This window comes from Phreatobacter aquaticus (assembly GCF_005160265.1).
Lineage (GTDB): Bacteria > Pseudomonadota > Alphaproteobacteria > Rhizobiales > Phreatobacteraceae > Phreatobacter > Phreatobacter aquaticus.
The window spans coordinates 1,264,450-1,283,499 of sequence record NZ_CP039865.1; the positions used below are offsets into that span (position 1 = coordinate 1,264,450).

Sequence of the window (19,050 nt, forward strand, 5' to 3'; positions counted from 1 at the left end):
AGCCTTTTGCCGAACAATGGCCGAAAATTCTTAACCGCCCCTGAAGCGCCTGAGCGCGTCAAATCTGCGATTTACGCATGTCATAAGATGTGAACGGTGACCCAATACCATTGACTGCGAAGAATTACTGAGATCGACCAGGCCTGTCCTGGCAGGCGGCAAGGAACGCCACTGGAACCGGAAGCAGGGGACTACATGGACAGGAGCCGTGCCCGGATCCTGAGGACACTGATGGAGCGGCTGCCGATCGAGCGGGACAGCGAGCGTTCGGCCTGAGGGCCCTGGCGGTGCCCGCCACGGTTCTGATAGGCGATCGCGGAAATCAGAAGTCCTTGTGCGGCGTGCGCGCCGAACCCAAGGCGGAAGGCGGCGCGCGCCCGAAGGCCGCGGATCCTCGGCTTGAGGCCGAAACCGTCAATGTCGATCGAGAAGATGGCTGCGCGGCGTTCCTGCTCGCCGCTTCTGGTCACAGCCTCGAGGAAACTGCGCACCTCGCGGATCCACCCCTCGTCGAGGACGACGCCCGGCCGCATGAACAGGAGCCATGGCGCCCGCGCCACCGACGCCCCTTCGGCCAGCCTCTGGCCGTGGTCGGCAGGCCCCTTCAGGAAGCGGCAGCCGGCGATATCGGCGACGGCGTCGGTGTCGTCGGTCGATCCGCCGTCGACGATGATCGCTTCGGCGATCAATCCATCGGCTGCGCCTGGAACCAGCGAGGCCAGGGTTGGGACGAGACGCCGCTCGTCGTTGAGGGTTGAGATGACGACGCTGAGCAAGGGTGAGGGCCGTTTTCTGTTGCGCTGCACTATAGGCGCATGCGCGGCCGTTCATCCAGCCTTCATCCAGCGGACATCAAAGCGCCCGGCCGGAATGGTTGAGCACATGCCTCCGTAGTTGAAATGCGGGGGGCAAAGCGCCTAAAGAGGCGCACCGCGCGGTTCTCGCTGCGGTGCAAGATCGGAACCGGGATTTCGATGATGACGACATGGGTCTACACTTTCGGCGACGGCAAGGCCGAAGGGCAGTCGAGCATGCGCAACCTGCTCGGTGGCAAGGGCGCGAACCTCGCCGAGATGTCGAACATGGGCCTGCCGGTTCCCCCGGGCTTCACCATCACCACCGAAGTCTGCACCTGGTATTATGCCAACGGTCAGGCCTATCCGCCGGAACTGAAGAGCCAGGTGGAAGCCGGCCTCGCCCAGGTCGGCCGCCAGACCGGCAAGATTTTCGGCGATCCCGCCAATCCCCTTCTGGTCTCGGTCCGCTCGGGCGCGCGCGCCTCCATGCCGGGCATGATGGACACGATCCTCAATCTCGGGCTGAACGACGTCACCGTTGAAGCGGTCGCCCAGGGTGCGGGCGATCAGCGCTTTGCCTATGACAGCTATCGCCGCTTCATCCAGATGTATTCGAATGTCGTGCTCGACGTGGAGCACCACAATTTCGAGGAGATCCTGGAGCATTACAAGGACCGCAAGGGTGTCTCGCTCGACACCGAGCTGGACGCCGCCGACTGGAAGCATCTGATCGGCGAGTACAAGCAGAAGGTCGTCCACGAGACCGGCAAGCCCTTCCCGCAGGACCCGCATGAGCAGCTCTGGGGCGCTGTTGGCGCGGTCTTCTCGTCCTGGATGAACCAGCGCGCCATCACCTACCGGCGCCTGCACCAGATTCCCGAGAGCTGGGGCACTGCCGTCAATGTGCAGGCCATGGTGTTCGGCAATATGGGCGACACCTCGGCAACCGGCGTCGCCTTCACCCGCAATCCCTCCACCGGCGCACATGAACTCTATGGCGAGTTCCTAATCAACGCCCAGGGCGAGGACGTGGTGGCCGGCATCCGCACGCCGCAGAACATCACCGAGATCGCGCGCATCGCGGCGGGCTCCGACAAGCCGTCGATGGAAACGGCCCTTCCGGCCGTCTACGAGCAGTTCATCAAGGTCGCTGCGACGCTGGAAAAGCACTATCGCGACATGCAGGACCTGGAATTCACCGTCGAGCGCGGCAAGCTCTGGATGCTCCAGACCCGCAACGGCAAGCGGACCGCCAAGGCGAGCCTCAGGATCGCGGTTGAGCTCGCCAATGAAGGCGTGCTGACCCGCGAAGAGGCCGTGCTGCGCGTCGATCCGGCCTCCCTCGACCAGCTTCTCCACCCGACCATCGATCCCAAGGCCGAGCGGCGCGTGCTCGCCTCCGGCCTGCCGGCATCCCCCGGCGCCGCCCAGGGCGAGATCGTGTTCAATTCGGATGAAGCCGAAGCCATGAAGGCCGCCGGCCACAAGGTCATCCTGGTGCGCGTCGAGACGAGCCCCGAGGACATCCACGGCATGCATGCAGCCGAAGGCATCCTCACCACCCGCGGCGGCATGACCAGCCACGCGGCGGTGGTCGCCCGCGGCATGGGCAAGCCCTGCGTCTCGGGCGCCGGCTCGCTGCGCGTCGACTACCAGGCTCAGACCATGACGGTGGCTGGCCAGACCCTGAAGAAGGGCGATGTCATCACCATCGACGGCTCGACCGGCCAGGTCCTGCTCGGTGAGGTCGCCATGTTGCAGCCGGAACTCTCCGGCGAATTCGGCACGCTGATGGGCTGGGCCGACCAGACCCGCCGCCTGAAGGTGCGCACCAATGCCGAAACGCCGGCGGATGCCCGCGTCGCGGTCAAGTTCGGCGCCGAGGGCATCGGCCTCTGCCGTACCGAGCACATGTTCTTCGACGAGGACCGCATCGTCGCCGTCCGCGAGATGATCCTCGCCGACGACGAGAAGGGCCGTCGTGCCGCGCTCGCCAAGCTCCTGCCGATGCAGCGCTCCGACTTCGTCGAGCTGTTCGACATCATGGCGGGCCTGCCGGTGACCATCCGCCTGCTCGATCCGCCGTTGCACGAATTCCTGCCGCACACCGACGAGGAAATCGCCGAAGTGGCCAAGGCCATGGGCGCCGATCCCCGCAAGCTCAAGGCGCGCGCCGAGGAGCTGCACGAGTTCAATCCAATGCTCGGCTTCCGAGGCTGCCGTCTGGCCGTGGCCTATCCCGAGATCGCGGAGATGCAGGCCCGCGCGATCTTCGAGGCTGCCGCCGATTCCGCCGCCAAGAGCGGCAAGCCGGTCGTCCCCGAGGTCATGGTGCCGCTGGTCGCCATCAAGGCCGAGCTCGACATCGTGAAGGCGCGCATCGTCGCCATGGCCGAAGCGGTCATGGCCGAGAAGGGCGTGACGTTCGAATATATCGTCGGCACGATGATCGAGCTGCCGCGGGCTGCCCTGCAGGCTGGAAAGATCGCCGAATCCGCTGAATTCTTCTCGTTCGGCACCAACGATCTGACGCAGACGACCTTCGGCATCTCGCGCGACGACGCGGCGAGCTTCCTCAATCCCTATCTCGCCAAGGGCCTGCTGGAGGTCGATCCCTTCGTCTCGCTCGATCAGGATGGCGTCGGCGAACTGGTCAAGATTGCCGCCGAACGCGGCCGCGCCACCAGGCCCGACATCAAGCTCGGCATCTGCGGCGAGCATGGCGGCGATCCCGCCTCCATCCACTTCTGCGAGACGGTCGGCCTCGATTATGTGTCGTGCTCGCCGTTCCGCGTGCCGATCGCCCGCCTGGCGGCCGCGCAGGCAGCTCTCGGCAAGGCGGCGGCAAGCCAGGCCTGACGAATTGCGGCGGCTGCGTCTAACGGCGCAGTCGCCGTCTCTGGCCGTCCGGTGCCAGACATGCGACGGTTCCGGCCAATCCAGATGAGCCGCGAGATCTTCAGCGTGACCGAACCGACCGACCGCACCCTGCCCGTCACCGGCCTCGCCTTCACGGCCCTCATGCTGGTGGCGGGCGCAGGCATCGCCTTTCTGCTCAAGGCCTATCCGGGCCTTGGCGAGAAGGTGCCGGGCATGCTGCTGCTGCTGATCGTCGCCTTCCCGTTCGATCTGGCGGTCAATGCCCTGGCCGCGCGCGGCTCTGTCGGACCGCTGACCATGAACTGGCGGGTCGGCGGCTTCATTGCCGGCGCGCTCCTGCAGATCGGCCTGACCGGCTATGTCCTCCGCTGATCGTGCGCGGACCGTCCTGACGCTCGATGGCCTGCGCACCGGCGGCAAGCGCGCCATGGCGGCGGCGCTTGCGGCGATCGAGACGGCTGCCGGGTCCATCGAACTCGCAGATCTCCTCGACCGGGCCTGCCGCGATCCACGGGCGGCAACACTCGGCCTCACCGGGCCGCCGGGCGTCGGCAAGTCGACCCTCTCCAACGCCCTTGTCAGCGGCTGGCGCCGGGCCGGTGAGACCGTCGGCGTGATCGCCATCGATCCCTCGTCGCGGCGCACTGGCGGCGCTCTGCTGGGCGACCGGGCCCGCATCTCCACCGACCCGACCGATCGCGGCGTCTTCATCCGCTCCATGGCGGCACGCGACCGGTTGGGCGGGCTCTCAGACCAGACGGTTGCCGCCATGGTGCTGATGCGCGCGGTCTATGACCGCGTGCTGATCGAGAGTGTCGGCATTGGCCAGTCGGAAGCCGATGTCGCGATGGTCGCCGACACGGTGGTGCTGTGCATTCAGCCGGGCTCGGGCGACAGCCTGCAATTCATGAAGGCCGGCGTCATGGAACTGCCGGATGTCATCGTGGTGACCAAGGCCGACATGGGCGAGGCCGCCTTGCGCGCCAAGGCCGATGTCGAGGGCGCACTGACGCTGGTGACGCGGGATTCCGGCGCCTGGGTCGCACCGGTCGTTCTGGTCTCATCGACGACGGGCTCCGGTCTCGATGCCCTCGCTGACGCCGTCGCCGCCCATGCTGGCTGGCTGGCTGGCACGAGGCTGACCGAGCGGCGTGTGCTGCAGGAGCGGCAATGGGTCGAGGAGACGATCCGCACGCGCTTCGGCACGGCCGGCCTGGCGCTGCTCCCGGGTCTCGATGCCCGTGACGGTCCCTTCCAGCGCGAGCGCGCCGCCACCGAAAGTCTCGCGCGCCGCCTTGCCGGCTCCGGGCATTAACCCGCTCTCAACGTTACTTCGGCGATAAGGTTAGCGACCGGTGACCAATGTGTCCGGCCCGGCCTGTTGTTGTGTGGCGTTCTGCGTGGAGTGCGTTGCCTATGCGTGCGTTGCGTCGGCGTATGGCGTCCAAGATCGGCTCGATGGTCCTTGTTCCGGGCCTCGCCGCGTCTTTCCTGGTCCTCGGCAACCAGCCGGTGGCCCATCAGGATCTGACAAGCTTTCTCGCGGCCCGGTCGGGCGCTGACCAGACGTGGCGCCGCCATGTCGCAAGCCTTGTGCGCCCCTCCATGGCGGTCGCAAGCTTCGCCCTGCCTCAGCCCCTGCCGCGTCAGACGACCGAGCCGCTGCGTGTCCTTGCGGCCCATGGCGGGATGTCCGCGACGCCGGTCGATCCCCGCCGGTCCGGTCGCATGCCGGGCCCGGCGCTCGGCGCTGGCATGGACAGCGCCGTGATCTATCCGGCGGTCAATCGCGAAGCCAAGGGCGACCTGCTGCTCGAGCGCGTGTCACTGCGTCCCAGCATTGGATCGCTCCGCCAGGAGCCGTCCCTGTTCACCCCGCCGACCGATCTGGCCTCCATCGGCCGCTTCGAGGCCGAGGATCTCGGCGAGATCGTCGATACCGAACATTCGCCGCTGGCGCTTGGCGGCATCCAGCTTGCGGCGGTGACGCCGGGTATCGGCATCGATGACCGGTCGACGGCCGCGAGGCTTGGCCTCGGCGCGCCATTCATCTCGCCTGCCGATCCGCTGCTTGCCGAAGGTCCTGCCGAGGACGCCCCGCGCCTTGGCGCAGTCCCATCGAGCGAGCGCGCCGGTATCTCCATCACCGGCGATGGCCTTATCGCCCGCGCGGGCGCCGGCTTCGGCGCGCCGTCGATCCCGCTCGAGAATGAGCCGTTCCGTGTCGCGACCACCCACGAGGCGACGGCCGGCTTCGATCCGATGCCGGGCGGCTTTGCCACCGATCGTCGTGGCGACCAGCCGAACGGCGTCGTGGCCCGCGCTCTGACCATGCCGGCGCCGTCGGCGCTGCAGCCCTCCCAGCCGATGCCGGTGATGCGGCCGCCGACCAATGGTCATCCCGCCCTCGCCCTGGGCCTGTCGGGGCCGACGCTGGTGCGCGCCGAACGCTGCCTTGCCGAGGCCGTCTATTGGGAGGCGCGCAGCGAGCCGGAGCGTGGCCAGATGGCGGTCGCTCAGGTCGTGCTCAACCGGGCCAATTCCGGCTTCTATCCGCGCGATGTCTGCGGCGTCGTCTATCAGAACGCCCACCGGCACCTCGCCTGCCAGTTCACCTTCGCCTGCGAGGGGCGACGCAGCCTCGTGCCGACCGAGGCCGAACCCTGGGCGCAGGCGACCCGCATCGCACGCGGCATGATGTCCGGTCAGCTCTGGCTTGCCGATGTGGGCCACGCGACCCATTACCACGCGACCTATGTCCGCCCCTGGTGGGCACGCTCGATGAACCGCCTGCAGCAGATCGGCGTCCATGTGTTCTACCGCCCGCGCAACTGGGGCTCCGAGCCGCAACCGGTCGCGGCGCCTCAGGCCCAGGCGGTCGCCGCAGGCGGCGCAAGCTGAACCCAGGCGCCATCACGGCTTGATCACGCGATGATCACGCCCAGCCTGTCCCGTATCAACGAGGCGTGAGCGCGCAACCGCCTTGCCGTGCCGCTGTGTATGGGCCTGCAGAGACGCATGACCGTGTGTCTCGAGACTTGGCCCAGACCCAGTGACATGGAGACCATCATGAAGACCGCCGCTCTTGCCGCCGCCCTCGCCCTTGCTGCCCTCGCCCCGGCTTTCGCCGAAGGCACCGAACAGCAGTTCATCGGAACGCCCGAGCGCGTGATGACGCAGTCGCCGCGCGAATTCGCAGCGCCGATGACCCGCGCTGTCCGCCAGATGCCGATGGCCCGCCCCACCGCCGCCCAGGCCGAGATCGATCGCAACGCCGTGCCCCCCGGCATCTGATCGGCAGCCTGGTCTGATACGGATGCGCCGGGGCCCTGTCCCCGGCGCGTCGCGTTCTGCCATCGCGTACCGGGATGGCAGTCATCACAGCTTTTCGTTTCCGGGTTGGCCGTAGCTCGGCCTAGTCTATCGTGTACCAGCACGTCGATTCCCCGGAGCGCGCCATGACCTCGACAGACACCGCCCGCCCCGAGACCTGGCGCACGCCCTTCGTGATCGTCGTCTGCGGCTGCCTGATCGGCCTGCTCTCGTTCGGCCCGCGCTCGGTGGTTGGCATGTTCCTCATGCCGATCTCCAACGAGAACGGCTGGACGCGTGACGTCCTGTCGATGACGATTGCCATTCAGAACCTGATGTGGGGTATCGGCCAGCCCTTCGCCGGCGCCATTGCCGACCGGTTCGGCACGCTCCGGGTGTTCTGGGCCGGCGCCATCATGTACGCGCTTGGTCTCGCCTGCATGGGCCTGCCGCTGCCCCCGCTCGCCATGCATGTCATCTCCGGCACGCTGGTCGGTCTCGGCCTTGCCGGCGTCTCGTTCAACCTGGTTCTGTCCTGCTTCGCCAAGCTCCTGCCCGAGAGCCGCCGGCCCTCCGCGATGGGAGCCGGCACCGCTGCCTCCTCGCTCGGACAGTTCCTGTTCGCGCCGCTGACGCCCCTGCTGATCGACCTGTTCGGCTGGAAGGTCGCCCTCTTCGTCTTCGCCTGCGTGCCGGCCCTGATCTTTCCGCTGGCCTTCGCGCTGGCGACCAATCCGGCCGCCAATGTCGGTGCGGGCACCGGCGCGGAGAAGAGCGTCGCCGCGACGCTGAAGGAGGCCTTCTCCCATCCGAGCTATGTCTATCTGGTGATCGGCTTCTTCACCTGCGGCTTCCAGCTCGCCTTCATCACCACGCACTACCCGCCCTACCTGGCGGATCTGAAGATGCCCGCCTGGGTCGCGGGTTTCGCGCTGGCCTTCATCGGACTGTTCAACATCGTGGGATCGCTCACCTCCGGCTGGCTGTCGGGCCGGATGTTGAAGCGCTGGCTGCTGGTCTATATCTATTTCGCCCGTGGCGCCGTCGGCCTCATGCTGATCGTGCTGCCGCCAAGCCCGGCCGTCGCCCTGCTGTTCGCGGCCCTGATGGGCCTCCTGTGGCTCTCCACCGTGCCGCCGACCTCCGGCCTCGTCGCGCTGATGTTCGGCACGCGCTACATGGCGATGCTCTACGGCTTCGTGTTCTTCTCCCACCAGGTCGGTGGGTTCCTCGGCGTCTGGCTGGGCGGCCTGATGTACGAGCGCACCGGCTCCTATGACATCATGTGGTGGCTGAGCGTGCTGTTCTGCATCGGCTCCGGCCTGATCAACATTCCGATCAAGGAACAGCCGGCCAAGCCGGCGGCTCTGGTGCCGGCCGAATAAGGCCCTACCGGGTAGGGCCGGCCTGGCCCTACCGCGCCACCAGCACCTGACGGCAGGCCTCCGGCAGGGCCGCCAGGGTGATCGGCGGCGGCGGGCGCCAGTTCGGATTGGGGCGGGGGTTCAAGACCGCCTCGGTGAACCACCAGTCGAGATCGGCTCCGCAGCCATCTGTGGTCGGAGGCGGGTCCTGCGGCCGGCAGGACGCGTCACCGGCCGGGCAGCGGATGCGGATGTGCATGTGATAATTATGACCCGGCACGGGGCGCACCTTGCCAAGCCATGAGCGATCGCCGCTGGCTTCGCGGCACAGCGCCTTCTTGATGGCGGCATTGACCAGCACCCGCTCCACCTGCGGGTCGGTGGCGGCAGCCCGGATCACCTTGAGATGCTCGGGCGTCCAGGTGGCTGGATCGATGTCGCGGCGGTCGGCGCGCACCATGTTGATGGCCGAGGTCATTTCCCGTTCCTCGGCAGTCAGGGTCCGCCGCGGCATGGGCATCAGCCAGATATCGGCATCGAGCCCGATCTGGTGCGAGGCGTGGCCGGTGAGCATGGGGCCGCCGCGCGGCTGTGACAGGTCGCCGACCAGGATGCCCGGCCAGCGCGAGACGCGCGGCACGTTGCGGGCAAACCGCTCCAGGAAGCCGATCATGTCGGGATGGGCCCAGTTGCGGTTGCGCGACAGGCGCATGACCTGCCAGGTCTCGCCATTGACCGGTAGGGCGGTCGCGCCGGCGACGCAGCCGCGCGAATAGAAGCCGAAGGCGCGCGCCTGCATCGGCGCCCCGGATGTCGCCCGGCCGAACAGCTCCTTGGCGGCCAGGTTCGGATCGTCGGGATTGGCCAGCGGCGGAAGAACGCGTGGCGTCAGCGTGCCGCGGTCCTGGGCCGCCAGCGGCTGGAGCGCTGCGGCAAGGACGAGGGCGACGAGGGGGAGGCGGGCGAGCATGGATGTCATCCGGCGGCGTCACGGGAAGCAGGCTTCACCTTAGCCATGTTTCGTTAACCATTCCTGTCCGGCCGCCAGATCCCGGCCGGCCGCGAAAGTCGGAATCCTTTCCAAGGCTTAACGTGAATCCGTGATTCATCTTTACAGCCCGATGTCGCTACGGAATCAATGAATTCGTGGACACGGAGACTGGGGGAACCGGCACGTGCCGATCAGTGGGAGAGTATCCATGCGTATCGTTGCCGCCATTCTTGCCCTCGTCGCGTCCATGTTTCTGGTCACGACCAATGCCAATGCTGCGATCGTCGTGCGCGTCGACAAATCGACCCAGACCATGCGCGTGATCGTCGATGGCGAACACCGTCACACCTGGCAGGTTTCCACCGGTCGGATCGGCTACAACACGCCGGTCGGCACCTACAGCCCGCAGCGGCTGGAGCGGAACTGGCGCTCGCGCAAATACGGCATGGCGCCGATGCCCTATTCCATCTTCTTCCGCGGCGGCTATGCCATCCATGGCACCACCATGGTTTCCCGCCTTGGCCGCACCGACAGCCATGGCTGTATCCGCCTGGCGCCGGCCAATGCCCGCGTGCTGTTCGACATGGTGGCGGCCCAGCGCGGCTCGACCCGCATCGTCATCGAGGGCTCGTCGCCCGCGAGCCAGCCCTTGATGGCGTCCCGCGGCGCTGCCACCCGCGTTGCCTCGGCGCCGGCCCGCAACGCCCAGATGGGCCTTGCCCAGCCCTCCGCCCCGCGGGCCCAGGTTGCAGGCGGCCAGGCTGCACCGCGTGCCGCCGTTGCGGCCCCGGCCCCACGCGCGGTCGTGGCCGTGCCGGTCGCCTCGGCCGACAACCCGAACCGCTTCTTCAACGACTGGTTCCTGCGCCGCTGACGGAGTCCGGTCTCCGGCATTGTCCAGGACAGCTCCGCCCATGGCGGAGCCGCCCCGGCACCAGCGCCCCGGCAGACGCGTCGCCGGCCGCAGGTCAGACGGCTGCGTGACCCGCCTTGCTTTTCGCGGCCGGCGCCTTTATCCACCCGCTCCACGGACAGGTGGCCGAGTGGTTGAAGGCGCACGCCTGGAAAGTGTGTATACGGGCAACCGTATCGCGGGTTCGAATCCCGCCCTGTCCGCCAGAACCAACATCACCGTCTGAAATCACAAGCCTCGGCTGAGGGACCCGCGATCAGGGCGCCTGCAGGGTCTGCAGCAGTGCGGCAATGTTGATGGTGGCAAGCTTCGAATAGGTGTCCGACACGGCATAGGGCAGGATGATCAGATCCTTGTGGCGCATCGCACCACATGTGTAGACGACGTTTGGAACATAGCCTTCGCGCTCGGAAGGCTCGGGGCGCACCAGGGGTTCGCTCGACCGCGCGATGACCTTGCTGGGGTCGGCCTTGTCGAGCAGCACGGCGCCAATCGAATATTTGCGCACCGGGCCGACACCATGGGTGAACATCAGCCAACCCTCGTCCAGTTCGATCGGCGATCCGCAATTGCCGATCTGGACGAATTCCCAGGGGTGCTGGGGTCGCAGGATCGCCTGTCCGCCATCCCAGACATGCAGATCATCTGACGTCATCAGATAGAGGTTCTCATTGTCCTGCCGGCCGATCATGGCATAGCGCCCGTCGATGCGGCGCGGAAACAGGGCCATGCCCTTGTTGCGCGCGGCAGAGCCCCTGAGCGGCGTCATGCGGAATGAGACAAAGTCGGTCGTCTCGATCAGCTCCGATCGGATCGCGGTTCCGCGATAGGCCGTGTAGGTGGCGTAATAGATGCGCCTGCCATTGTCGTCGAACTCGACGAAGCGCGCATCCTCGATCCCGTTGGACTGCGATTCCGTGATCGGGAAGATCACCCGCTCGCTGAGATCGTCTTCCTTGCGGAAGATCACGTCGACATCGTCGCCTTCCGGCCCCTGGGTCCGGCTGGTGATCCTGGGCACCGCCGCAAGCCTCGCCGCCGGGTCGACCTCGATTCCGCCATCGGCCCGGATGGTCCCCGATCGGAAGGTCAGCGACGAGACATGCCCTTCGCCGACCGCCCGAAGCGACAGGATGAACCGGGTGGCGCCCAGAGCGACGCCGCCTTGATCCGGATGGGCGACGATGCTCGGGTTGAACAGGGCAGCCGCCTCGAACGAATATTCGTGCAGGAAATAGGCCCCGACCAGCTGCCTCTGGATGCGCGAGAAATCGGCATGGTTGGTGAGGGCGTCTTCCATGTCGTCGGCCCGGGCTTCGAAAATGGCCAGCAGGTCGCGGTGTCGCCCCTGAAAATTGTCGAGCACGTCCATCAGTTGCGCCGCGGCGGCATCGGTACCAAGTGCCAGCACGCGGTCGACGATATGGTTGGCGCGCGTCTTGTCGGTCGGATTGAGATCGCGGGGCTCGGTCGCCGGCTTGAACGGACGAACGATGACGCGCGCAGGGTCTGGCTTCAGATGCAGGGCGTGGCGGTTGAAGAAGGTCGTGTGCGGCAAGAGTTCTCCGGAGGCTCTGGTGAGACGTGGTGGGGACCTCAGGCGAGGCGCGATAGTCGCGTTGCGAGCCCGTCGGTAAGCCTCGCCAGCTGACGGATTTCAGCCAGGCCGAGAAGATAGGAGACGACCGATTCGCCGCCCCGATTCTCGTTTGCGCGGTCGGGGTGGAGGCCGTCGCGGCAGCTGCCGGTCTCCACATCCACGAGAGAGACCGACAGGTCATTGGCGCCGAGGAACCAGCTGAAGGCGCGAGCGGCATCCGTGTGCCAGGCCGGGTCGCCGTCGGAGCGCCAGGCCGCAAGGCAGGCCGAAATGGCCGCAGCAGCTTCCACAGGCTGCTGGTCGAAGGGTTCAGGCGCCTGTCTCCGATCGAAGAAGCCGGCTGTGCCGATCGGGCGGAACAGCCCGGTCGCGCCCGTCTGTTGAGCCATCAGCCAGCGCAGGGTGCGCAAGCCGGCACGGACATAGGCAGGCTCGCCCATGGCCTTGCCGGTCACGATCAGCGCCTGACAGAGGCGGGCATTGTCATAGGACAGACCCTCTTCGAACCAGACCCAGTCCGGCGCTTCCACGGCGGCCAGCAGGGTGATCAGACGGTTCGCAAGCATCCGCCGCAAACGTTCCGCGCCGAGATCCCCAGGTCGCGCCGCGCAATAGCCGTCGAGGCCGAGCAAGGCGAAGGCCCAGGCCCTCGGGGAGCCAAATGTCTCCACGACCGGAAAGGCCGCTGCAAAAAGTCCCGCAGCCCAGGTCTGGCGCGGGCGGTCATTGCCGTCCCGGGCGCATTCGCCCAGGGCCCAGAGCGTACGGCCATGGCTGTCCTCGGAGCCGCGATCTTCCAGCCATCGCCGGTCGAAGCCCATGAAGTTCCGGAACCGTCCGGCATCGGGATTCCAGGCGTGCTGCACAAAGGCGCTGAACCGGGAAGCCAGGGGAGCGGGCAGTGCCTGTTCCCCGGAAGCCTCCAGCGCCAGGGCAAGCAACAGCGCGCGCGCATTGTCGTCGACACAATAGCCGTGGGATCTGTCTGGGACGGCATGGACGGCGTGCTGGAACAACCCGGTATCGTCACACATGGCCATCAGATGGTTCGTGCGCATGGCCGGCGTGGTCCTGTGGTCGCGTCTGCGCTGTTCCGGACGGGCGACAATCCGAAGCGGCGGGCTCTGGCGGCTGACGCTGGCGAACGCGGCAAGATAGCGCTCGGCTGTGCGGCTCCAGATCATCGATCGGCTGGCCGCATAGGCGCGCTGCCGAATGCCGTTGCGCCTTTCGGGATCGGTCAGGAGGCCGGCGATCTCACGGCCGAGAGCGCCTGAATCCCCAAACGGCACCAGAACGCCGAGGCCACCCGCCAGCAATTCCCCCGCATGCCAATAGGGCGTCGAGACCACCGCCTTGCCGAGCCCGAAGCTGTAGGCAAGCGTGCCGGAGGTCATCTGCGCCTCGTTGAGATAAGGCGTCACGTAGACGTCGCACATCGCGATGAAGTCGAGCAGGGTCGGCAGGTCGACGAACTGGTTGAGGAAGATCACGTGATCTTCGACGCCCAGCGCGCGCGCCCTCGCCTGCAGGCTTTCCCGATAGGCTTCGCCCTGCTCCCGTACCAGGTTAGGATGGGTCGCGCCGAGCACGACATAGACGGCGTCAGGCCGGCCCTCGCGGATCGCCGGCATGGCGTCGATCATCACCTCGATGCCCTTGTTGGGTGACAAGAGCCCGAAGGTCAGCACGACGGAACGCCCGCCAAATCCGAGCTTGGCCTTGGCGGCATCGGGCTCGACGAAGGCGAAGTCGGGTATGCCGTGCGCAATCACCTCGATCTTGTCGGTCGGCACGCGGTAGACGGTGCGCAAGAGCTCCATGCCCTTGTCGGCCATCACGATCAGCTTGGCAGAGAGGTTGATGATCGCGGCCATCACCTCCCGCTGCGCCGGCGTCGGGTCGGCGAGTACGGTGTGAAGCGTCGTGACGACCGGCATCGTGAGACGGGCGAGCAGAAGCAGAATGTGCGCGCCGGCCTCGCCCCCGAAAATCCCGAATTCGTGCTGCAGGCAGACAACATCGGGCTGGCTCGCGTTCAGCGCCGCCGCCGCGCTCAGATAGTCGCCGGGGCTGCCATCGCGGATCTGGATGGTCACTGCGGGGGGATAGTTGTAGCTCTGGCCGTGGTCGGTCATGGCCACGATGGCCGTTTCCATCGACGGCCGCGCCAACTGGACGGCCTGCTGCAGGTCGGTGGTGAAGGTTGCAATGCCGCATCGGCGCGGCAGAGAATTGCCGATGAAGGCCACCCGGACCGGATCGCTCATGCCTGCGCCTCCTTGACCGAGACGGCGGAGGCGATCGCGGCGCCCACGCCCGCAACGGGCGCGGCCTTTCGACCCTCGACATTGTACAACAGACTGGATGCCGGATCCGGACCTGGATAGGCGACCAGCAGGGAGGCACCGTCGCGCCCGCCCGACAATCCTGCACGGGCCTTCTCGAGGAAGAACGCCCGCCCCATCTCCGCCTCCTGCTGGCCAAGCCTGGGCTTGCCGCTGATGACGAAAAGCCAGGTCTCGTTGTCCGCCGACAGTTCCCAATGGGTGTGTGCCGGGAGATCGATGCGTTCCAGCACGAAGGCCGGTGTTGCGGCCAGCAAGGTGCGGACGTCGGTGAGCTTCATCGGCGGCGCCTGGTGATCGCTCGGCCCGGCTGTCGCCACCTGGATCGCCTCGTCGAGATGCAAGGACCGCCCTCGGCCGAAATCGAACAGGCGAAAGGTCGTATCGCTGCGCTGCTGGATTTCGGCGATCACCAGCCCCGCACCGATCGCGTGGATCGTTCCCGCCGGTACGGCGATGGTCTGACCGGCGGCAACGGGGCGCCAGTTGACGAGACCGGCGATGGAACCGTCGAGAATGGCGAGCGCCAGCTCGTCGGCGGTCAGCACACGTGTCAGCCCGGTGGCGACCTTTGCGTCCGGCTGGGCGGACAAGACATACCAGGCCTCCGCCTTTCCGTTCGGTTCACCGTGCGCCAGCGCATAGGCGTCACCGGGATGAACCTGAATGGACAGCGGCTTGGCAGCAAAGAGAAGCTTCAAGAGCAGGCGGGGTTGCCGCGCCTCGGGATCAGCGCGCCCGAACCAGATCTCGCCGACCGGTCCGCGGACGTCACGGAGCCCGCTCCACGGCTCCAGGTCCGATTGGCCCCACGGCCTCTGCACCATGGTCAGAGACGCGGCTTCGATTGTCATGGGTTACTCCTGCAGAACGGTGCCTGCATGCGGTAGGGCGTGGGGATGAGCAGGGATCGGAGCGCCGGGGCTCAGCCGGGAGCAAGATCAGCCGTTAGCGCCCTGTCGAGATCGGCGGGATCTATGACGATCATCTGGCGCGTGACGGCTGCTGCGGACATCGCCGGCACGTAGAAGAGCGTCGCCGTCCGGCGAAAGGCGACGAACGAAAGCCCGGAAATCTCGTCTTCATCAACGACCACCCGATAGCGGCCGGCGGGCAGGCTGCCCTCGATGGCACTCAGCGAAAACGCCCGCTGGAAGGTCACGATCGATTCGGTTGTGCGATCGGCCATGGCCCGACCTCCCTTGTCCTGAACCGGCGGGCGCGCCGGCAGCGTCGGGTGTCGCAAGCGACCGATCTGAGCAGGTCCAAGAGCAGAGTATGGGTGGCGGTTCGCAGGCCAGTGGCGGCGAGCAAAGGCGGCCGCAACCCAGTTCGTTCGGAGGAACGGCGCTCTCAGGTGTGTCTCATATGGGGTTCTGCGGCGAGATTGTAAGGTGAAGACGGGCTTCTGCTTCCAATTCCCGGTCGGGTAACGCGAGACGGGGCGGTTCGTTCCACGGCAATCGCAGAACTGGGGAATTGTGGGTCGCGGCAGGATCTGGACAGGTCCCCCGTCATGCCTGCGCTCTGCACGCCGTCGCTTGCCCCAATCATGTGTCGACGTCCGAAGATTGAAGGACGCAAAAGGGTAGCGACTCGGGAAATCGGCGTTACCTTGCCCACGTCTCTCGGCCAGTCGGCCGTTCCCTGGGTGGATCATTCATGCGTGTTCTTGTTTCCGGCTCGGAAGGCCTGATCGGCAAGTGCTTTCGAGCCCGGATCATGCGGAATGGAGTGGACGCGCCGGGTTTCGACCTCCGTGGAGCCGTGCCCGAGGACATTAGAAACCGTGAGCAGCTCCGGGCTGCGCTCGCCGCCGTCGACGGTGTCGTTCATCTCGCAGCGGTGTCACGGGTCGTCGACGGCGAGAATGACCCCGCCCATTGCTGGGCCGTCAATGTCGAGGCCCTCGACGGCCTCATTCGCGAGATGTTGGACCTGCGAACGCCGCCCTGGCTGGTCTTCGCATCCAGTCGCGAAGTCTACGGCCGGGTCACATCGCTGCCGGTTCCCGAGACCGCTCCGCCGGCGCCGGTGAATGTCTATGCCCGCAGCAAGGCGGAGGGCGAGCGGCTGGTCACCGAGGCCCGCGCGGCCGGCTTGTGCGCCAATATCGGCCGCTTCGCGACGGTCTACGGGAGCGCCGAAGACCATGCCGACCGGCTGATCCCGGCCTTTGCCCGCGCTGCCGCCCTTGGTGGCGAACTGCGCATCGACGGAGCCGAGACAACCATTGACGCCACCCATGTGGACGATGTCGCGGACGGGTTGGAGCGGCTGATGATCGCGACGTCACGCCAGGAGGTCCTGCCAACCGTGCACTTTGCCAGCGGCGTCGGAACGACCGTTGCGGACCTGGCGGCGCTGGCGCAATCGGTCTCGACCCGCATCGTCACCACGCGATCCGAGGGAGCCCGCAGCCACGACGTCGGCAAGTTTGTCGGCGATCCCGCCCGGTGCCAGGCGCTGCTGGGCTGGTCCTATCGAACCTCCCTCAAGGACGGCTTCACGCGGCTGGTGCGTGATTTCGAGACGGCTGCGGTCTGATACAGGGCGCCGCGGCCTATGTCGCAGCATTCTCCGGCCGCGTTTCGACCTGCAGCCCCTCGGCCGTGATCACGGAACTTTCCTGGTACTCGTCATCGGCGTTCACGTTCCACAGGTCATGCTCCGCATGGCCCAGGATCGCTTCGGCGGTGAGCAGGCCCATGAGGATGCTGTGGTCCTGGTTGTTGTACTTGAAGGAACCGTAGCGCCCGATCGCCCAGAGATTGCGGTGTTCGCGCAAGAAGGCGACGACCGGCGCAAGATGGCTCTTGTAGTCGCGTGAATAGACCGGATAGCAGCGCGGGATCCGGACGACGCTGCCTTCGAGGATCTCCTGATCGGTCACCAGGCCGGTTTCCGCCATCTCGCGGCGGGCGCGGGCGACCAGTGTCGCCTCGTCCTCGCTCCAGATCGCATCCTCGTTGTTGCACCAATACTCCAGGGCGAGAATGGCGCCGGGCTGCCGCCGCCGGATTTCGGGAACCCAGTTTCCGAAATGCGTGATCCGGCCTGTCAGGAGCCGCGGCGAGTGCACGTAAAGCCATTGGTCGCTGAACGAGTCCGGTCGGCTCACACGCAGATAGACGATGATCGTGTTTCGATAGGTGAGTGCGTTGGTGGCAGCCGTCACCGCCTCTGGAATGTCGGACAGGCCCTTCACCATGGTCGTCAATGGCATGGTGGAGATGACGTGGTCGAAGGCGAGCGACGAGCCATCGGAAAGCTCAACCCCGCATGCCGCCTTGTCCTTGACGATCACGCGCTTGACCGGAGTGTTCAGTCTGACGTCTCCCCCGAGCTCGGTCACCGCGCGGGCCATCCGCTCATAGACCTCGCCATTGCCATTGAGCGGATAGGCAAAGACGTCGGCAAGCGTCCGGTGCTTCTGGCGGGACAGGCCGATCGCTGAGAGAAGCGCCTGCGCGAGCGAGAAGGATTTGATCCTTTGCGCGGCGAAGTCGGCATTGAGCTCCTTGCACGACAAGCCCCACAGCTTCTCGCTGTAGGATTTGAAGAACATCTCGAACAGTCGCCGCCCGAAGCGCGACACGACCCAGTCTTCGAATGTGGCGTCCGGTCCGGTCGCCCGAGGCGGCGCGATCCTGGCCGCGCCATAGCTCAGCAGGCAGGCCGCAGCTTCGACCGGGCCCATATTCGCCAGCACGTTGCCCGCGCGCAGCGGATACTCGTAGAGACGGTCACCGTAGAGAATGCGCGTCTGCCGCTCGACCATGCGGTAGTCGCGTCCGATCACCTCCAGCCAGAGGCTGTTCACCCGCGGGTCCTTGCTGAAGAACCGGTGCGGTCCGAGATCGACCCTCTGTCCCCAGAGATCGAAGCTGCGCGCCATGCCACCGACGGACTTGCCTGCTTCGAAAACCACGACCGTCTGGCCCGCTTTGGCGAGCTGATAGGCGGCGGTCAGCCCAGCTGGGCCGGCGCCGATGACTGCAATCCTCACGTCGATGCTCCGGTGGATGCCGGCCTGCAAACAAAAAGCCGAAGCGCGTCGGCAATGCAGCGCGGCGTCAGCTATGCCTCATTCACCGTAGACGCCGTCGGGAAGCGCGCGCAAGGCCGGCCGGGATGGGTTACGTGCCGGGATCCGCGAAGGCGCCTCCACGCGCAAAAAAGCGCGCCGCCCCCTGGGAGGAGAGCGGCGCGCCTGAATAGGCCCGAAGGGGACGCGCGATTGGCTCAGCGCGTCCGGGTGAGGCGCAGGTTGGCAACGCCGAGCGCCAGATTCACACCGATCTGGGCTTCCACCGAGAGCGGCTGGAGCGCGATCGTGTTGCGCGACCCGCCAACCAGGGCATTGGCGCCAAGGCCGACGCCGAGCGATGCGGCGGCGCTGGCGCCCGCATAGCTGCCGGCGAGCTGGGACCGCGACAGACGGCGGGTATCAGCGAACACCTCCCAAGCGAGGATGCCCCGGCCGGTGATGCCAATATCGAGACCGACACGGGTGATGCGGCCGGCATAGGCCTCGCGGCCGCGGCGGCCATTGGCGCGGAACACGCAGCCGACCTCACGTTGCGAAATCACCAGAAGACCGATACCCGGCGACACGTTGCAGGACAGCACGCCAACCTTCACCCGATTCTGGGCGGCGGCCGGCGTTGCTGTGAAGGCGGCCGTGCCGATCAGGGCACCGAGGGCAAGGGCGGTGAGGCGGTGGGACATGGGATTCTCCGGTCGATGATGATGTCGGAGCATCAACGCGCCGGATCGCCAATGGTTGCGGCCGGTGGTCTGCTGCCCTATTCCCAGAGGCCTGCCGGCCGAAAGCGCCGGCCC

The 19,050-nt window shown here is 66.7% G+C and carries 16 protein-coding genes and 1 tRNA gene; 9 read left to right on the top strand and 8 right to left on the bottom strand.

Features of this window, described 5'->3' with window-relative positions; translation table 11 throughout:
• Window positions 1–191 precede the first annotated feature (191 nt).
• Complete coding sequence (locus tag E8L99_RS05895; protein WP_252511273.1) at window positions 192–806, bottom strand: glycosyltransferase; 615 nt, start codon at window positions 804–806, stop codon at window positions 192–194.
• Between the two features lie 171 nt (window positions 807–977).
• Here E8L99_RS05895 and ppdK point away from each other — a divergent pair, with 171 nt between their 5' ends.
• From ppdK to E8L99_RS05925, 6 genes are all read left to right on the top strand, one after another.
• Window positions 978–3,656: a pyruvate, phosphate dikinase gene (gene ppdK / locus E8L99_RS05900; protein WP_137098672.1), complete on the top strand. Its 2,679-nt coding sequence runs from the start codon at window positions 978–980 to the stop codon at window positions 3,654–3,656.
• An 84-nt stretch (window positions 3,657–3,740) separates the two neighbouring features.
• The gene (locus E8L99_RS05905) at window positions 3,741–4,049 is read left to right on the top strand and encodes a hypothetical protein (protein ID WP_137098673.1); all 309 of its coding nucleotides are present in this window, start codon (window positions 3,741–3,743) and stop codon (window positions 4,047–4,049) included.
• The gene (locus E8L99_RS05910; protein ID WP_137098674.1) at window positions 4,036–4,992 is read left to right on the top strand and encodes an ArgK/MeaB family GTPase; all 957 of its coding nucleotides are present in this window, start codon (window positions 4,036–4,038) and stop codon (window positions 4,990–4,992) included. Before E8L99_RS05905 ends, E8L99_RS05910 begins: the two co-directional genes overlap by 14 nt.
• Window positions 4,993–5,135: 143 nt before the next feature.
• A complete protein-coding gene (locus tag E8L99_RS05915; protein WP_252511274.1) occupies window positions 5,136–6,578 on the top strand; it encodes a cell wall hydrolase in 1,443 nt (480 codons plus the stop codon).
• Between the two features lie 168 nt (window positions 6,579–6,746).
• Entirely contained in the window at window positions 6,747–6,971 is a 225-nt protein-coding gene (locus tag E8L99_RS05920; protein WP_137098675.1) for a hypothetical protein, read from the top strand.
• 164 nt (window positions 6,972–7,135) lie between these two features.
• Window positions 7,136–8,374, top strand: a complete 1,239-nt coding sequence (locus E8L99_RS05925; protein ID WP_137098676.1) for an MFS transporter — start codon at window positions 7,136–7,138, stop codon at window positions 8,372–8,374.
• A gap of 28 nt (window positions 8,375–8,402) precedes the next feature.
• Here the strand turns inward: E8L99_RS05925 and mepA are convergent, their stop codons facing one another.
• A complete protein-coding gene (mepA, locus tag E8L99_RS05930) occupies window positions 8,403–9,323 on the bottom strand; it encodes a penicillin-insensitive murein endopeptidase (protein WP_252511275.1) in 921 nt (306 codons plus the stop codon).
• Between the two features lie 229 nt (window positions 9,324–9,552).
• Here mepA and E8L99_RS23920 point away from each other — a divergent pair, with 229 nt between their 5' ends.
• Together E8L99_RS23920 and E8L99_RS05940 are read left to right on the top strand one after the other, a co-directional pair.
• A complete protein-coding gene (locus E8L99_RS23920; RefSeq protein ID WP_215907053.1) occupies window positions 9,553–10,218 on the top strand; it encodes a L,D-transpeptidase in 666 nt (221 codons plus the stop codon).
• A 155-nt stretch (window positions 10,219–10,373) separates the two neighbouring features.
• Window positions 10,374–10,463 (top strand) — tRNA-Ser (locus E8L99_RS05940).
• A 50-nt stretch (window positions 10,464–10,513) separates the two neighbouring features.
• Here the strand turns inward: E8L99_RS05940 and E8L99_RS05945 are convergent.
• The 4 genes from E8L99_RS05945 to E8L99_RS05960 all read right to left on the bottom strand — a co-directional run bounded on the left by E8L99_RS05945 (window position 10,514) and on the right by E8L99_RS05960 (window position 15,394).
• On the bottom strand, window positions 10,514–11,815 hold the full coding sequence (locus E8L99_RS05945; protein WP_137098678.1) for a glycoside hydrolase family 130 protein: 1,302 nt from the start codon (window positions 11,813–11,815) through the stop codon (window positions 10,514–10,516).
• Between the two features lie 38 nt (window positions 11,816–11,853).
• Window positions 11,854–14,127 carry a glycosyltransferase family 4 protein gene (locus E8L99_RS05950; RefSeq protein WP_137098679.1) on the bottom strand — a complete coding sequence of 758 codons (2,274 nt, stop codon included), beginning with the start codon at window positions 14,125–14,127 and terminating at the stop codon, window positions 11,854–11,856.
• Window positions 14,124–15,059, bottom strand: coding sequence for a class I mannose-6-phosphate isomerase (locus tag E8L99_RS05955; protein WP_210421796.1), 936 nt, complete (start codon window positions 15,057–15,059; stop codon window positions 14,124–14,126). Before E8L99_RS05955 ends, E8L99_RS05950 begins: the two co-directional genes overlap by 4 nt.
• Before the next feature lie 71 nt (window positions 15,060–15,130).
• A complete protein-coding gene (locus tag E8L99_RS05960; RefSeq protein ID WP_137098680.1) occupies window positions 15,131–15,394 on the bottom strand; it encodes a hypothetical protein in 264 nt (87 codons plus the stop codon).
• Between the two features lie 473 nt (window positions 15,395–15,867).
• Between E8L99_RS05960 and E8L99_RS05965 the strand changes: the two genes are divergently transcribed.
• Window positions 15,868–16,752, top strand: a complete 885-nt coding sequence (locus E8L99_RS05965; protein ID WP_137098681.1) for an NAD-dependent epimerase/dehydratase family protein — start codon at window positions 15,868–15,870, stop codon at window positions 16,750–16,752.
• Between the two features lie 16 nt (window positions 16,753–16,768).
• Here the strand turns inward: E8L99_RS05965 and E8L99_RS05970 are convergent, their stop codons facing one another.
• Both E8L99_RS05970 and E8L99_RS05975 read right to left on the bottom strand, forming a co-directional pair.
• A complete protein-coding gene (locus tag E8L99_RS05970; RefSeq protein WP_168201584.1) occupies window positions 16,769–18,214 on the bottom strand; it encodes an FAD-dependent oxidoreductase in 1,446 nt (481 codons plus the stop codon).
• A gap of 236 nt (window positions 18,215–18,450) precedes the next feature.
• The gene (locus E8L99_RS05975; protein WP_137098683.1) at window positions 18,451–18,936 is read right to left on the bottom strand and encodes a DUF992 domain-containing protein; all 486 of its coding nucleotides are present in this window, start codon (window positions 18,934–18,936) and stop codon (window positions 18,451–18,453) included.
• Window positions 18,937–19,050: the final 114 nt, after the last annotated feature.

Coding starts and splice junctions, on each gene's coding strand:
- ppdK (WP_137098672.1), top strand. CDS start 978: ATGACGACATGGGTCTACACTTTCGGCGACGGCAAGGCCGAAGGGCAG.
- E8L99_RS05905 (WP_137098673.1), top strand. CDS start 3,741: ATGAGCCGCGAGATCTTCAGCGTGACCGAACCGACCGACCGCACCCTG.
- E8L99_RS05910 (WP_137098674.1), top strand. CDS start 4,036: ATGTCCTCCGCTGATCGTGCGCGGACCGTCCTGACGCTCGATGGCCTG.
- E8L99_RS05915 (WP_252511274.1), top strand. CDS start 5,136: ATGGTCCTTGTTCCGGGCCTCGCCGCGTCTTTCCTGGTCCTCGGCAAC.
- E8L99_RS05920 (WP_137098675.1), top strand. CDS start 6,747: ATGAAGACCGCCGCTCTTGCCGCCGCCCTCGCCCTTGCTGCCCTCGCC.
- E8L99_RS05925 (WP_137098676.1), top strand. CDS start 7,136: ATGACCTCGACAGACACCGCCCGCCCCGAGACCTGGCGCACGCCCTTC.
- mepA (WP_252511275.1), bottom strand. CDS start 9,323: ATGCTCGCCCGCCTCCCCCTCGTCGCCCTCGTCCTTGCCGCAGCGCTC.
- E8L99_RS23920 (WP_215907053.1), top strand. CDS start 9,553: ATGCGTATCGTTGCCGCCATTCTTGCCCTCGTCGCGTCCATGTTTCTG.
- E8L99_RS05950 (WP_137098679.1), bottom strand. CDS start 14,127: ATGAGCGATCCGGTCCGGGTGGCCTTCATCGGCAATTCTCTGCCGCGC.
- E8L99_RS05955 (WP_210421796.1), bottom strand. CDS start 15,059: ATGACAATCGAAGCCGCGTCTCTGACCATGGTGCAGAGGCCGTGGGGC.
- E8L99_RS05960 (WP_137098680.1), bottom strand. CDS start 15,394: ATGGCCGATCGCACAACCGAATCGATCGTGACCTTCCAGCGGGCGTTT.
- E8L99_RS05965 (WP_137098681.1), top strand. CDS start 15,868: ATGCGTGTTCTTGTTTCCGGCTCGGAAGGCCTGATCGGCAAGTGCTTT.
- E8L99_RS05975 (WP_137098683.1), bottom strand. CDS start 18,936: ATGTCCCACCGCCTCACCGCCCTTGCCCTCGGTGCCCTGATCGGCACG.